This window comes from Cohnella sp. 56 (assembly GCF_037963805.1).
Lineage (GTDB): Bacteria > Bacillota > Bacilli > Paenibacillales > Paenibacillaceae > Cohnella.
The window spans coordinates 160,326-175,172 of record NZ_JAZDQE010000011.1 but is presented as its reverse complement, the minus strand read 5'-3'; the positions used below and the strand labels follow the sequence as shown (position 1 = coordinate 175,172).

The following is a 14,847-nucleotide window of genomic DNA, read 5'->3' as shown; positions in this document are numbered from 1 at the left end:
AGGACGGCAGTGTGGAACGTTATGATTTGACACATACAATGCTGCAGCAGGATGGCGGGCTGCCTGCCGGAGCGCGGAGGGACCGCGTCGCCTTGGCGATCGGGTTTTTCGACGGCGTCCACCTGGGACATGCCGAGGTCATCCGGCAGGCGGTGGAGGCGGCGAGGGCGCACGGCTGCACGCCGGCCGTGCTGACGTTCAGTCCGCATCCGCGCAGCGTGCTGGGCAAGGACGGCTTCGAGACGGTGCTGACGCCGCTTGCGGACAAGCTCGCCTTGTTCAAGTCGCTCGGTATCGAGCTGGCGCTCGTCGTCGCCTTCGACGCGGGCTTCGCCGAGGTGTCGGCGGAGAGCTTCGTGCAGCGTCTGCTGCTGCCGCTCGGCGTCCAAACCGCCGTCGTCGGCTTCGACTTCAGGTTCGGACACCGCGGGCAGGGCGACGCGGACGCACTGCGCCGCCATAGCGACGGGGGCATCGAGGTGCGTGTCGTAGAGCCTGTGTTCGAGGACGGCGCCAAGGTCAGCAGCACCCGCATCCGTGCGCAGCTCGCAGAGGGGAATTGCGAGGCGGCATCCGTGCTGCTCGGTCGCCCGTACGCCGTTTCGGGCGAGATCGTCCACGGCGACGCGCGCGGTCGGCTGCTCGGATTTCCGACGGCCAACATGAAGCCGTCCGTGCCCTATGTGATCCCGCGGCACGGCGTATATGCGGTGACCGTGACGGATGCAAGCGATGAGACGCATGTATACGGCGGCGTGATCAATGTCGGCGTCCGCCCGACGTTCGACGCGCCGGGCGGCGCTCCCCGGCTCGAGACGAATCTGTTCGATTTCGAGGGAGATCTGTACGGGCATGTGCTGACCGTGCGTTTCCACCGCTTCCTGCGGCCGGAGACGAAGTTCGGCTCGATCGACGAGCTGAAAGCCCAGATAGCGAAGGATGCGGACCGTGCCCGGGCCGAGCTGCGCGAACTCGGCTTGATCTGACGGTCTCGCAAGCTTTAATTGCTATCATCATAGGCTTGTGCTATACTGTTGTACGTTGCGGCTCTGCCGACGACATTGAACCTTGGCTTGGCCGGACGCTCTCACCGGCGACAGCTCGGCCACAGGCGATTAGAATATGACGAATTCGGAGGTGATTAGGATGGCATTGACACAAGAACGCAAGCAGGAACTGATCGAGCTGCACAAGACGCATGCTTCGGACACCGGCTCCCCGGAGGTCCAGATCGCTATCCTGACGGAGAACATCAACAACCTGACGACCCACTTCAGGTCGCACAAGAAAGACCACCACTCGCGCCGCGGTCTGCTCAAGATGGTCGGTCAGCGCCGCAAGCTGCTGGCATACCTGAAGAACAAGGACGTCAAGCGTTACAGCGCGCTGATCGAGAAGCTCGGTCTGCGTCGTTAATTCGCCCCGCGACACAAGCAACCTGCTTAGCCATTCGGGTGTTCACCCCAAGGCGGCGGGTTGCTTTTTTCAAAGGCTGGACAATGTCGGACATGCCTAATTCTCGTTCGGCAGGAAATAATAGAACGTATGTCGAATTTACATATGTCTAATTTAGAGGAGGGATTGCACTGGTACACCAAGTAGAGATGTCGCTCGGCGGCCGTCCGTTCTCCCTGGAGACGGGACGGCTCGCCAAGCAGGCGAACGGAGCCGTTGTCGTCCGCTACGGAGACACGGTCGTACTGTCCACTGTCACGGCATCGTCCGGACCGAAGGACCTTGATTTTTTCCCGCTCACGGTTAACTATGAGGAAAAGCTGTACGCCGTCGGCAAGATTCCGGGCGGCTTCATCAAGCGGGAGGGCCGTCCGAGCGAGAAGGCGATTCTGGCTTCCCGCCTGACCGACCGTCCGATCCGCCCGCTGTTCCCCGAGGGCTTCCGCAACGACGTGCAGATCGTCAGCCTCGTCATGAGCGTGGACCAGGATTGTCCGCCCGAGATCGCGGCGATGATCGGCACGTCCGCGGCGCTCGCCATCTCGAACGTTCCGTTCGACGGTCCGATCGGCGGCGTCATCGTCGGCCGCGTGGACGGCAAGTTCATCATCAACCCGACGGTCGCCGAGGAAGAGAAGAGCGACATGCATGTCGTCGTCGCGGGTACGCGCGATGCGATCATGATGGTCGAAGCCGAAGCCGACGAAGTGCCTGAAGCCGACGTGCTCGAAGCGATCATGTTCGGTCACGACGAGATCAAGAAGATCGTCGACACGATCGACCAGCTCGTGGCCGCAGCCGGCCAGCCGAAGATGGAGGTCAAGCTGCACGCGGTAGACGCGTCCGTCGAGAGCGACGTTCAAGCGTTCGCGCAGGCACGCCTCGTCGAAGCCGTCCGCATCGAGGAGAAGCATGCGCGCCAGGAAGCGATCGACGCCATCAACGCAGAGACGGTCGAACACTTCACGACCGTATATGCGGATGAGCCGGGCAAGCTCGGCGACGTCAAGGAAGTGCTGTACGACATCGTCAAGAACGAAGTGCGCCGCCTCATCACGCACGACAAGGTCCGACCGGACGGCCGCAAGCCCGAGGAGATCCGTCCGATCTCCGGCGACGTCTCGCTGCTGCCCCGCACGCACGGCTCCGGCCTGTTCACGCGCGGTCAGACGCAGGCGCTCAGCATCTGTACGCTCGGCCCGCTCGGCGAAGTCCAGATTCTCGACGGCATCGGCCTCGAGGAGTCCAAGCGCTTCATGCACCACTACAACTTCCCGCCGTTCTCCGTCGGCGAAGCCCGTCCGCTCCGTGCGCCGGGACGCCGCGAGATCGGCCACGGCGCGCTGGGCGAGCGCGCACTGCTGAAGGTTATCCCGTCCGAAGCCGAATTCCCGTACACGATCCGTCTCGTATCCGAGGTGCTCGAGTCCAACGGCTCGACGTCCCAGGCGAGCATCTGCGCCAGCACGCTGGCGATGATGGATGCGGGCGTCCCGATCAAGGCGCCGGTAGCAGGCGTGGCGATGGGTCTCATCAAGGACGGCGACCACTTCACGATCCTGACCGACATCCAAGGGATGGAAGACCATCTCGGCGATATGGACTTCAAGGTGGCGGGCACGGCGAAGGGCGTCACGGCCATTCAGATGGACATCAAGATCGACGGTATCGATCGTTCGATCCTGACCCAGTCGCTCGAGCAAGCCAAGGAAGGCCGCATGTTCATCCTCGGCAAGATGACGGAAGTCATGTCCGAGCCGCGCAAGGAACTGAGCAAGTACGCGCCGAAGATCATCACGATGCACATCAACCCGGACAAGATCCGCGACGTCATCGGCTCCGGCGGCAAGATCATCAACAAGATCATCGAAGAGACCGGCGTCAAGATCGATATCGAGCAGGACGGCACGGTATATATCGCCTCCTCGGACGCGGCTGCCAACGACAAGGCGCGCTCGATCATCGAGGGCATCGTCCGCGAGGTCATCGTCGGCGAGACGTATCTGGGCACGGTCAAGCGCATCGAGAAGTTCGGCGCGTTCGTCGAGATTCTGCCGGGCAAAGACGGCCTGGTGCACATCTCGCAGCTGTCGACCGAGCGCGTAGCCAAGGTCGAGGACGCCGTCAGCATCGGCGACAAGATCATGGTCAAGGTTACCGAGATCGACAATATGGGACGCGTCAATCTGTCCCGCAAGGCGCTGCTCACGTCAGAGCAAGTGTCGAGCCAATAACTGTTTGACTGCAACCGCATAGGCTTCAAGCAAAAGAGACCGGATTTTTCAGTCTCTTTTTTTATTTTTCCGCGAAATAATATCTCTTCCAATTGCATACGATGAAGACAAGCAATGGGGACGCGCGCCCGGATAGGAGCGTTAAGACGATGAAGAGCAAATCGCGATGGCCGCCTGCGGTCATGCTTGTCGTGCTCGCGCTGCTGCTGGCGGCGGGGAGATACGGTCCGCTTCACGCGTATGTCGAGGCGACCAAGTCCGTCGGAGCGGGAGCGGCATATGCGGAATCGGATGCCTGGGGAGAGGCGCGGCTAGGCGGCGAGCCCGCTGACGCTGCGGATCGGACGCTGCTGGACTGGCTGACGAAGCAAGCGGCCAAGCGCGCCGAAGCGCCCCTGAACGCGGTCAACGATCGCGTATGGAAGGCGATTCCGGGCTACAACGGCAGGGAGGTCGACCTGCAGGCGACATTCGCGAAGGCGAAGGAGGCAGGGTTGACGGCGGAGGCCGCGTCGGCTGCGCCCGATATGGTCCCTTGGGTATACAGGGAGACTGCGCCGAAGATCGGCCTGCGGGATTTGCCGCCTCTGCCGGTGTATCGGGGCAATGCCGCCAAGCCTTCCGTCGGCCTCATGATCAATGTCGCCTGGGGCAACGAATATTTGCCTTCAATATTAGATACGCTGGACAAGACGGGAACGAAGGCGACCTTTTTCCTGGACGGCAGCTGGCTCGGGAAAAATAAAGAAATGGCGCTCGAGATCAAGCGGCGCGGCCATGAGCTGTCGAATCATGCATATTCCCACAAAAACATGAGTCGCATCGGCGATGCCGACCAGCTGCAGGAAATGTCCAAGACGCAAGCGCTTCTGAAAAAGTCGCTCGGCGTCGACAATCGGCTGTTCGCGCCGCCGTCGGGGGACTACGATGCGCGCACGGTCCGGATCGCGGCCGGACTGGGCCTGACGACCGTGCTGTGGACGCTCGACACCGTCGATTGGAAGCATCCGCCCGCATCCGCGGTCGTCGCGAAGATCAGCGCGAACGTGGCGCCGGGCAGCTTGATCCTGATGCACCCGACGGATACGACCGAGCAGGCGCTTGCAGGCATCATCCGGGCGATCAAGGCCAAGGGACTCGTGCCCGGAACCGTTGCGGAGACGCTGTCGCCGGCCAGACTGGAGCGGAATGAAAAGAACGGCTGAGGCCGCGGTATCCGTTTGTCGACGCATGCGCAATCGGTTGTGAGCCATGTCGATTTTTGATATAGTGTTATCATTCATGGCAAGGGGGAGAACGGTTGAACAAGTACACGCTGAAGAATGGCCTGCGCGTGATGATCGAGAACATTCCGACCAGCAGGTCGGTTGCGTTCGGCATATGGGTGAAGACGGGGTCCCGATACGAGACGACAGCGGACAACGGCATCTCGCATTTTATCGAGCATATGCTGTTCAAGGGCACGCGCCGTCATTCGGCGAAGGATATCGCCGACCGCTTCGACGGAATCGGCGGCAATGTGAACGCCTTCACGGGCAAGGAATATACGTGTTATTACGCCAAGGTCCTCGACCAGCATCTGCCGATCGCGGTGGATATTTTATCGGACATGTTCTTTGAATCGCAGCTCGCCGAGGAAGAGCTGGCCAAGGAAAAAAACGTCATTCTCGAAGAAATCGCCATGTACGAAGATACGCCGGACGACACCGTTCACGATCTGGCCTCCACGGCCGCATACGGCGACCACCCGCTGGCCTATTCGATTCTCGGTACGGCAGAGCGCCTGCATGCGATGGGACCGGACGATCTGCGCGCTTATATGTCGCAGCAGTATACGATAGAGAATACGGTCGTGAGCCTCGCCGGCAATGTCGACGAGAGCGTGCTGGAGCTGCTTGAGCGGCATTTCGGCGACTTTGCGGTTCATGCGCAGCCGCCTCTGCTGGTCGCGCCTACATTCCGTCCGGATACGCTGTTCCACGGGAAGAAGACCGAGCAGAACCATCTGTGTCTGACCTTCCCGGGCTGTCCGATCGACGATCCGAACATGTATGCCATGACGCTGCTGAACAATGCGATCGGCGGCGGGATGAGCTCGCGCCTGTTCCAGGAGATCCGCGAAAAGCGCGGCCTCGCCTACTCCGTCTACTCCTACCATACGAGCTATGCGGACAGCGGCCTGTTCACCGTGTACGCGGGCACGGCGCCCAAGCAGACGCGCGATGTGTACGATCTGACGATGGAGATGCTCGGCGAGGCTCATGCGCAAGGTCTCGGCGAAGCCGAGATCAGCCGCGGCAAGGAGCAGCTCAAGGGCAATCTGATTCTGAGCCTCGAGAGCACGAGCAGCCGGATGAACCGCATGGGCAAAAACGAGCTCATGCTCGGGCGCCATCTGACGCTCGATGAGATGATCGCGCGCATCGACGCCGTCACGATGGACGACGTCAAGCGGATGATGGACCGCATCATGAGCGAGCCGGCCGCAATCGCGCTCGTCGGCTCGCAGGAAAAGGTATTGTCCGGAATAGGGAGGGAGTTCGTTGTATCCAATTCAGTTGAAGCGGCTGCCGGGGAATGAAGACGTCCCGCTGCCGCGCCGCATGTCCGAATGGGCGGCGGGCTTCGATCTGCACGCCGCCGTCGCCGAGCCGCTGACGCTAGCGCCCGGCGAGCGCGCGCTCGTACCGGCCGGATTCGCGATGGCGATGCCGGCCGAGCTCGAAGCGCAGATCAGGCCGCGCAGCGGCCTGGCGTTCAAGCACGGCATCACCTGCCTCAACTCGCCCGGCACGATCGATGCCGATTACCGGGGCGAGGTGAAGGTGCTGCTCATCAACTTGGGCCAGCAGCCGTTCACGATCGAGCGCGGCGAGCGTATCGCCCAGATGGTGTTCCAGCGCGTGCCGCAGGTGACGATCGAGGAGACCGACGAGCTCCCGGACACGGTCCGAGGCGCCGGGGGCTTCGGCCATACGGGCAAATGAGATAAAGAAACGTTCTGTCGGCTGATTGCCGGGGAACGTTTTTTTAATTGGATTAAAACCGAATGCCGCTCTTGCCAGTCTAATAGGTCGAATGGTCGAATGGAGGGCGACACGCTTGCACGAACGAATGAACGAGAGCGAGCCGAGGCCGCTCGAAGCCGCAAGCAGCGGTTCGATCGGCATGGCCAAACGGGCCGTGCCGCCGGATCCGACCCGTGAGTCCGAGCTGGCCATGCGAGCGCGCAGCGGGGATGACGAAGCCTTCCTGACGCTGATGGCGAACGCGCGGGATTCCATGCTGCGTATCTCGCTTGCCTATTTGCGCAGCGAGGATGCGGCGCTCGAAGCGATTCAGGAGACGACCTGCCGCGCGTATGCGAAGCTGCGCAAGCTTAGAGAGCCCGCTTACTTCCGTACATGGCTGATCCGGATTCTGATGAACGTATGTGCGGACGAACAGAAGCGGCTGCGCAGACAGCGGCCGTCAAGCGCGCTGCCCGAGCGCATAGCGTCCGGCGACAATCCGGGCGAGGACTGGATGATCGAAGATGCGATTGCGGGGCTCCCGCCGAAGCTTCGGCAGATCGTCATCCTCAAGTACGTCGAAGATATGACGCTGAGCGACATCGCGAGATGGCTCAAGCGGCCGGAGGGAACGGTCAAGACATGGTTGAACAAGGCGCTCGTCGCGCTTCGCAAGCAAGCCGGGAAGGAGGAAGCGAGAGATGGAAGAGGAACGACTGGATGGGTTCGCGCTGCGGACCGGGAAGCGGATCGATTATGATCTGGCCTTGCGCGCGGATGAGGCGATCCGGGCCGGCTACGGCGCAGGCCGGGCGGCCGTGCGGGAGCGGCACGGCAAGCGGAAGCGGAGAGCGCTCGCCGTTGCCTCGCTTTTCTTCATTATAATAGGCGGTCTGATCTCGATTCGCGTATCTCCCGTCTTCGCCTCGGCCGTTCGTCATCTGCCCGGCATGGAAGCGATCGTCGACGCGATCAATCGGGATTATGCGAACAACGAGACGCTGCAGGATGCGCTGGACAACGATTATGTGCAGAAGATCGGGATTTCCGACGAGCACGACGGTTTGAAGTTTACTGTAGACGGCATCGTGGCGGACGAATCGCGTATGGTGCTCGTCTATACGATCGTGGGGCTCGGGCGGGATGAGCGGCATTCGATCGGCAACATCGGATGGAAGGACAAAGACGGACACGAGCTTGGCGTAGCATTTGGCTTTTCGGGTTATGCGAGCGGATCGGACGACAGCAAGGCCGTGACCGACTCCGTCGAAGTGCTGTTTTCCGAACAGAGTCCGCTGCCCGACGAGATGGGGATGACGATCAAGCTGCGCGATTCGGATTATACCGTATTTTTCAAAATCGACAAGCTGCTGTTCGCCGGCAATGAGAGAATCGTACCGCTGAATGTCTCGCTCATGGTGTCGGGACAGGAGATCGTCTTCGAGCAGGCACGGATCTCGCCGCTGCGAATCGCTATCGAAGCGCGCTACCCGGACGACAATACCAAAACGATTTTTAGCGCCGGCGATATGAAAATCGTGGACGACGAGGGCAAAGAGTGGGGCGTCGCGAACATCAGCGCAGGCACGAGCGAGCCAACCCGTGCGCGCTTCGAGTTCAAAAGCAATTATTTCCGGCAGCCGAAGAAGCTGTATGTGACCGGCACCTGGTTCAGAGCGCTGGACAAAAACAAAATGAAGCTTGTCGTCGACACGGAGAAAGGTGTCGTCGTCGATGCGCCCGATCGCCAGGTCGAGGTCATTCAAGCGGACAAGAGCTTCGGCAAAACGCAGCTTGGCCTGGGCATCAAGGTGACGAATGAGGCGGACAGGATGGCTTATATGCTCCTGCGCGGCCCGTTCGTCGACGCGGCCGGCAAGCGGGGCGAAGCGGTGTCCACCGGCACGTCCTCCCATTTTGTCGAGAGCAAATATACCGACATGGAGGATCGATACGAGATTCCGGCAGGCGACTACGAGCAGCCGCTGACATTCGAGCTGCATATGTACCCGCAATATATCGAGCAGCCGTACCGGATCGAGATTCCGATACGCTCCTGAACAGAAGTCGAGCTGCCAGCGCGAAGCGATCTTATGCTCCGCGCTTTTTGCGCGGCGGCTTGCGGCGCCGCGCCGATAACCTCCGCACCCGCCGCGCGGCGGCTGCATACGATGTGCTATGCAAGTTGCCATATGTGCCGCCCCGGCCGCGATCGGCAAGCCCGGGCAGGGGTAAGCCCTCGGCCGCCGCGCTGAGGAAGCTCGTCAGGCGCAAGGTCAAAGGAGGGGGAAAGTCATGCTTACGGGCGTGCATATTATTGTAGCGGGAGGAGACGCGCGTCAGCTTGAAGTCATCAGGCGGCTCACCGAGCTTGATGCGACGGTGTCCCTGATCGGCTTCGAGCGGCTCGACACGCCTTTTTCGGGCGTTGCGAGAGCCGAGTGGACGCCGGATGCGCTGCGAAGCGCGGATGCGCTGCTGCTGCCGGCGGCCGGCACGGAGGAGGACGGCGTCGTACCGGCGATTTTTACGGATCTGGAGCTGAAGCTGACGGATGAATATGCGGCGGCGCTGCCGAAGACGTGCAAGATCTACACGGGGCTGGCCAGACCGTATCTTCGCAAGCTCGGCGAGAAGCACAGGCTGACGGTCGTGGAGCTGTTCGAGCGCGACGACGTGGCGATATACAATTCGATACCGACGGCCGAAGGCGCCTTGATGATGGCGATTCAGCATACGGATATCACGATTCACGGGTCCAGATGCATGGTGCTCGGACTGGGCCGGACGGGGCTGACGATGGCGCGCACGCTGCAGGGATTGGGCGCGCATGTCATGGCCGGCGTACGCAGGGAGGACGCTTATGCGAGGGCGTACGAGATGGGCTTCGAGCCTTTCTATATCGCGGATTTGGCCCGTCAGACGGGGAACATTGACTTGATTTTTAATACGATACCGCATATGATAGTCACAGCACAAGTGATCTCCAAACTTCCCCTTCGCGCGGTCATTATCGACCTTGCCTCCAAGCCAGGCGGCACCGACTTCCGCTACGCCGAGAAGCGCGGCATCAAGGCGCTGCTCGCGCCCGGATTGCCCGGTATCGTCGCCCCCAAGACGGCAGGCCGCATCATCGCGAACAGTCTGTGCCAGAGCATTCTGGACGACCACAAACAGGGGGAAGCGCCATGAATTGGCAAGGAATCACGGTCGGATACGCATTGTCCGGCTCTCACTGCACGCTGCCGGAGATCATGCCGCAGATACAGCGCTTCGTGGACGCAGGCGCCAACGTAGTGCCCGTCGTCAGTCAGAGTGTGATGACGACCGACACGCGCTTCGGCGAGTCGGCGCATTGGCAATCGGAGCTGAAGCGCATGACCGGCAACGAGATCATCAGCTCGATCGTGGATGCGGAGCCGCTCGGACCGTCCAAGCGCTTCGACGTGATGATCATCGCGCCGTGCACGGGCAATACGACGAGCAAGCTCGCGAGCGCCATGACCGACGGTCCGGTACTGATGGCCGCCAAGGCCCAGATGCGCAACGGCAGGCCGCTCGTGCTCGCCATCTCCACCAACGACGGGCTCGGCCTGAACGCTGCCAACATCGCCAAGCTCCTCGTCGCGAAGGGCATCTACTTCGTGCCGTTCGGACAGGACAATCCGCAGCAGAAGCCCAATTCGCTCGTCGCCAGGATGGATCTGGCGATGGATACATGCGAAGCCGCCCTTCAGGGCCGGCAGCTGCAACCGATGATTATCGAGCGGTTTTTGTACGCTTGACCGAATAGATAGAGCGGAGGTTCTCGACCCGTGCGCCAGCCCTCTTCCGTAGACGGGGGAGGGCTGGACTGCGGATACGCGTCTTTCCCAACTGCCCTACAGGCGGCGCCCGGTCATCGCGGGGACGATATTTTCAAGGCGAGGAAGGATGCTCGGCATGATTACGGTACAGAAGTTCGGAGGGACGTCGCTGTCCGACGCTAGCGGTCGGGAGCACGTCCTCCGTCATATTCGGCGCGAGTATGAAGCGGGAGCGGAGCTCGTCGTCGTCGTATCGGCCATGGGACGCAGAGGCGAGCCGTACGCGACGGATACGCTGCTGGAATGGATATCCGCGAACGGAGACGGACTGGCGGAGCGGGAGCTGGATCTGCTCATGAGCTGCGGGGAGCTGATCTCCGCGGCTACTTTGTGCAGTTTGCTGAACGCTGCGGGCCTGCCCGGCGTCGTTCTGACCGGCGGACAGGCGGGCATCGTCACCGACAACAAGTTCGGCGCAGCGCGAATCATCGAAGTCAAGACGGAGCGGATCGTCTCGCATCTGAAGCAAGGCCGGATCGTCGTCGTGACCGGGTTCCAGGGCGCGACGGCCGAAGGGGAGATTACGACGCTCGGGCGAGGCGGCAGCGACACGTCGGCCACGGCGCTCGGCGCCGCCCTGCAGGCGCAGGTCGTAGACATCTATACGGATGTGGACGGCATACTGACCGCCGATCCCCGTATCGTATCCGAGGCGCGCCAGCTCGCCGTCGTGAGCTATGACGAGATATGCAACATGGCGCACAACGGTGCGAAGGTCATCCACCCGCGCGCCGTCGAGATCGCGATGAGGGCCGGCATTCCCGTCCGCGTCCGCTCCACGTTCTCGGACGGCGAGGGGACGCTCGTGACGCATGCGGACGCGGCCGAGGGCCATATCGGCTGGAGCGACCGCACGGTCACCGGGCTCGCGCATGTCAAGGGCGTGACGCAGATCTCGATCGCGACCGAGGGCGCGGCGCTCAATCCGCAGCTCCAAGTATTCCGCGCCATGGCGATGAACGGCATCAGCGTCGATTTTATCAATGTGATGCCCTCCGGCGTGCTGTATACTGTCACGGACCGGGATGCGTCGCTCGCGGTGCGGCTGCTGACGGAGATGGGCTTCGAGCCCAGGGTGCGCAGCGGCTGCGCGAAGGTATCCGTCATCGGCGGCGGCATGAACGGCGAACCGGGCGTCATGGCCAAGATCGTGGAGGCGCTGGCCGATCGGCAGATCCCGATTCTCCAGTCCGCGGACTCGAACACGACGATCTGGGTGCTCGTCTCGGAGGCCGATATGGCAGCCTCGCTCACCGCGCTTCACTCCGCATTCGCGCTGCATGCGGTTTCTTGATCGCATTCATACGACTCTAGCGATTATAATGGTCTTACCAGATGAAGGAGGATGTTGGCTATGAATTTCGGCCGCCTGATTACAGCGATGGTTACTCCCTTTGACGAGCGTCAGCAGATTGACTGGGAGGCGACCGGCAGACTCATCGACGAGCTGATCGATACGCAGAAGTCGGATAGTCTGGTCGTATGCGGTACGACGGGCGAATCCCCCACCCTGACCGAAGAGGAGAAGCTGGCGCTGTTCCGTTATGCCGTACGCCGGGCGGCCGGACGCGCCAAGATTATCGCGGGCACCGGGAGCAACGATACGGCTCATTCCATCCATACGAGCAAGCTCGCCGAGGAGGCGGGCGTGGACGGGCTGCTGCTGGTGGCTCCCTATTACAACAAGCCCAATCAAGAGGGCCTGTACCTGCACTTCAAGGCAATCGCCGAGTCGACGTCGCTGCCGGTCATTTTGTACAATGTGCCGGGACGTACCGTCGTCAGCTTGACGACGGCGACGACGCTGAGACTGGCGCAGCTGCCCAATGTCGTAGCGACCAAGGAATGCGCTTCCGTCGAGCAGATTACCGAGCTGGTGGCGGGCGCGCCCGAAGGCTTCCTCGTGTACAGCGGCGACGACGGCATCACGCTCCCGACGCTGGCCGTCGGCGGTTACGGCATCATCAGCGTGGCGAGCCATGTGATCGGGGCCGAGATGAAGCAATTGATCGCGACGTTCCTCGAGGGTCGCATCGCGGAGGCTGCGGCGCTGAATGCGAAGCTGTATCCGGTGTTCAAGGGGCTCTTCAATTGTCCGCATCCGGTGCCGAATCCGGTCGCCGTCAAGCACGCGCTGGCCGTCAAGGGGCTGCCTGTCGGCGGGGTGAGGCTGCCGCTGGCCGGCGCCACACCCGACGAGCAGCAGTTTATTGCCGGTCTGTTCGACTGATCGGAGCCGCCCGCCGGTGCGGCATGAATCGCATAGGGGACAGAACCGATGCCGCCGGCATCGGTTTTGCGTTAAATGGAGAAATTAATCGTATCCGGCCGTATTCGTTAGCCTGACTTGTATGAGTGGATTGGCATCATGTATAATGAGGTGGAGTGAAAGGGTGCGGCCAAAATTTGCAACTTGACAATTCCATAGATCGGGATCGTCGAATTATTGTAGGAGGTACTAGACTTGTCCAAGAAAAACACCACAGACAAATTATTGATTTACGCCCTGGGCGGCGTCGGCGAGATCGGGAAAAATATGTATGTCGTCCAATACGGCAACGATATCGTCGTCGTCGACGCGGGTCTTAAATTTCCGGAAGAGGAAATGCTCGGCATCGACGTCGTCATCCCGGATATCACGCATCTGCTCGACAATCGGGAAAAGGTTCGCGGCATTCTCGTCACGCACGGTCACGAGGACCACATCGGCGGCCTGCCGTACGTGCTGAAGCAGCTGAACGTCCCGATCTACGCGACGCGGCTGACGACCGGCCTGATCGAGAACAAGCTCAAGGAAGCCGGTTTGCTCGGTGATACGAAGCGGATTCTGATCACCGCCGATTCCGAAGTGCAGATGGGGTCGATCAAGGCGACCTTCTTCCGCACGAACCACAGCATTCCGGACTCCGTAGGCGTCTGCCTGGAGACCCCGGAGGGCATCGTCGTGCACACGGGCGACTTCAAGTTCGACCATACGCCGGTCAACGACCAGTATGCCGACCTGCAGCGCATGGCCGAGATCGGCAAGCGCGGCGTGCTCGCGCTGCTGTCGGACAGCACCAATGCGGAGCGTCCCGGATTCACGCCGTCGGAGAGCAATATCGGCAAGGAATTCGAGGAGATCTTCCGCAGGGCGAAGCAGCGCGTCGTCGTCGCGACGTTCGCGTCCAACGTGCACCGTATTCAGCAGGTTATCAATGCGGCCGCCGAGACGCGCCGCAAGATGGCCGTCGTCGGACGCAGCATGGTGAACGTGGTCACGATCGCTTCGGAGATGGGCTATCTCGAAGTGCCCGAAGGCATGATCATCGAGCCTGAAGAAGTGAACAAGCTCCCGGCCGACCGTGTCGTCATCCTGTCGACCGGCAGCCAGGGCGAGCCGATGTCGGCGCTGTCCAGAATGGCGCGCTCGACGCACCGCAAGGTGGACATCCTGGCCGGCGACACCGTCATCATCTCGGCGACGCCGATACCGGGCAACGAGAAATATGTAGGACGTACGGTAGATGAGCTCATGCGCCTCGGCGCGCATGTCATCTACGGCCCGGGCTCCGTGTCCGGCGTACACGTATCGGGACACGGCAGCCAGGAAGAGCTCAAGCTGATGCTCAACCTGATCCGTCCGCAGTACTTCATCCCGATTCACGGGGAGTACCGGATGCTTCGCCATCATGCGAATCTCGGCGAATCGGTCGGCATCGAGCGGGAGAACATTTTCCTGTGCGACATCGGCGACGTCGTAGAGTTCCAGAACGGCACCGCGCGCAAGGCGGGCAAGATTCCTTCCGGCAACGTGCTCATCGACGGCCTCGGCGTCGGCGATGTCGGCAACATCGTCCTTCGGGACCGCAAGCTGCTGTCGCAGGACGGTATTCTCGTCGTCGTCGTCACGCTGTCGAAGCAGGACGGCACGATTTTGTCCGGACCGGACATCATCTCCCGCGGTTTCGTGTACGTGCGCGAATCCGAGGGTCTGCTTGAAGAAGCGAACCGCATCGTGACCGGTACGCTGCACAAGCTCATGAGCGACAATGTCAACGAATGGGCATCGCTCAAGACCAATGTGAAGGATGCGCTCGGCCGCTTCCTTTACGAGCAAACGAGAAGACGACCGATGATCCTGCCGATCATCATGGAAGTATAATTCAGGCACGAGCAACCCCACACTCAGGCAAAAGACCGTCAACCGCGTATCGTGCGCGGCTGGCGGTCTTTTCGTGTCGGGCCCCGGGCCCCGCTGTCAAGGCCGCCAGCCAGCCGGCAGGCCGCCTCGGCTGCCTC

The 14,847-nt window shown here is 61.4% G+C and carries 13 protein-coding genes; all 13 read left to right on the top strand.

Annotation, left to right across the window (positions count from 1 at the left end; all coding sequences use genetic code 11):
* The first annotated feature begins 11 nt into the window (after nt 1-11).
* The 13 genes from VQ071_RS19225 to VQ071_RS19165 all read left to right on the top strand — a co-directional run bounded on the left by VQ071_RS19225 (nt 12) and on the right by VQ071_RS19165 (nt 14,710).
* Nucleotides 12-986, top strand: coding sequence for a bifunctional riboflavin kinase/FAD synthetase (locus VQ071_RS19225; protein WP_340515771.1), 975 nt, complete (start codon nt 12-14; stop codon nt 984-986).
* Between the two features lie 160 nt (nt 987-1,146).
* Nucleotides 1,147-1,416 (top strand): 30S ribosomal protein S15, encoded by a 270-nt coding sequence (gene rpsO / locus VQ071_RS19220; RefSeq protein WP_090115765.1) that lies wholly within the window; start codon nt 1,147-1,149, stop codon nt 1,414-1,416.
* Nucleotides 1,417-1,604: 188 nt separating this feature from the next.
* Complete coding sequence (gene pnp, locus VQ071_RS19215) at nt 1,605-3,689, top strand: polyribonucleotide nucleotidyltransferase (protein ID WP_445293311.1); 2,085 nt, start codon at nt 1,605-1,607, stop codon at nt 3,687-3,689.
* A 149-nt stretch (nt 3,690-3,838) separates the two neighbouring features.
* On the top strand, nt 3,839-4,894 hold the full coding sequence (locus VQ071_RS19210; RefSeq protein WP_340515770.1) for a polysaccharide deacetylase family protein: 1,056 nt from the start codon (nt 3,839-3,841) through the stop codon (nt 4,892-4,894).
* Between the two features lie 95 nt (nt 4,895-4,989).
* Entirely contained in the window at nt 4,990-6,270 is a 1,281-nt protein-coding gene (locus VQ071_RS19205) for a M16 family metallopeptidase (RefSeq protein ID WP_340515769.1), read from the top strand.
* Nucleotides 6,233-6,676 carry a dUTP diphosphatase gene (dut, locus tag VQ071_RS19200; protein ID WP_340515767.1) on the top strand — a complete coding sequence of 148 codons (444 nt, stop codon included), beginning with the start codon at nt 6,233-6,235 and terminating at the stop codon, nt 6,674-6,676. Before VQ071_RS19205 ends, dut begins: the two co-directional genes overlap by 38 nt.
* A gap of 115 nt (nt 6,677-6,791) precedes the next feature.
* Complete coding sequence (locus VQ071_RS19195; RefSeq protein ID WP_340515766.1) at nt 6,792-7,460, top strand: sigma-70 family RNA polymerase sigma factor; 669 nt, start codon at nt 6,792-6,794, stop codon at nt 7,458-7,460.
* Complete coding sequence (locus VQ071_RS19190; RefSeq protein ID WP_340515765.1) at nt 7,402-8,760, top strand: DUF4179 domain-containing protein; 1,359 nt, start codon at nt 7,402-7,404, stop codon at nt 8,758-8,760. Before VQ071_RS19195 ends, VQ071_RS19190 begins: the two co-directional genes overlap by 59 nt.
* A gap of 235 nt (nt 8,761-8,995) precedes the next feature.
* Nucleotides 8,996-9,892 (top strand): dipicolinate synthase subunit DpsA, encoded by an 897-nt coding sequence (gene dpsA / locus VQ071_RS19185; protein WP_340515764.1) that lies wholly within the window; start codon nt 8,996-8,998, stop codon nt 9,890-9,892.
* Nucleotides 9,889-10,485 (top strand): dipicolinate synthase subunit B, encoded by a 597-nt coding sequence (locus tag VQ071_RS19180; protein ID WP_340515763.1) that lies wholly within the window; start codon nt 9,889-9,891, stop codon nt 10,483-10,485. The genes dpsA and VQ071_RS19180 overlap by 4 nt, the downstream gene beginning before the upstream one ends.
* Nucleotides 10,486-10,642: 157 nt before the next feature.
* Nucleotides 10,643-11,860 (top strand): aspartate kinase, encoded by a 1,218-nt coding sequence (dapG, locus tag VQ071_RS19175; protein WP_340515762.1) that lies wholly within the window; start codon nt 10,643-10,645, stop codon nt 11,858-11,860.
* A gap of 60 nt (nt 11,861-11,920) precedes the next feature.
* Entirely contained in the window at nt 11,921-12,796 is an 876-nt protein-coding gene (gene dapA / locus VQ071_RS19170; protein WP_340515761.1) for a 4-hydroxy-tetrahydrodipicolinate synthase, read from the top strand.
* A gap of 234 nt (nt 12,797-13,030) precedes the next feature.
* On the top strand, nt 13,031-14,710 hold the full coding sequence (locus tag VQ071_RS19165) for a ribonuclease J (protein WP_340515760.1): 1,680 nt from the start codon (nt 13,031-13,033) through the stop codon (nt 14,708-14,710).
* Nucleotides 14,711-14,847 lie beyond the last annotated feature (137 nt).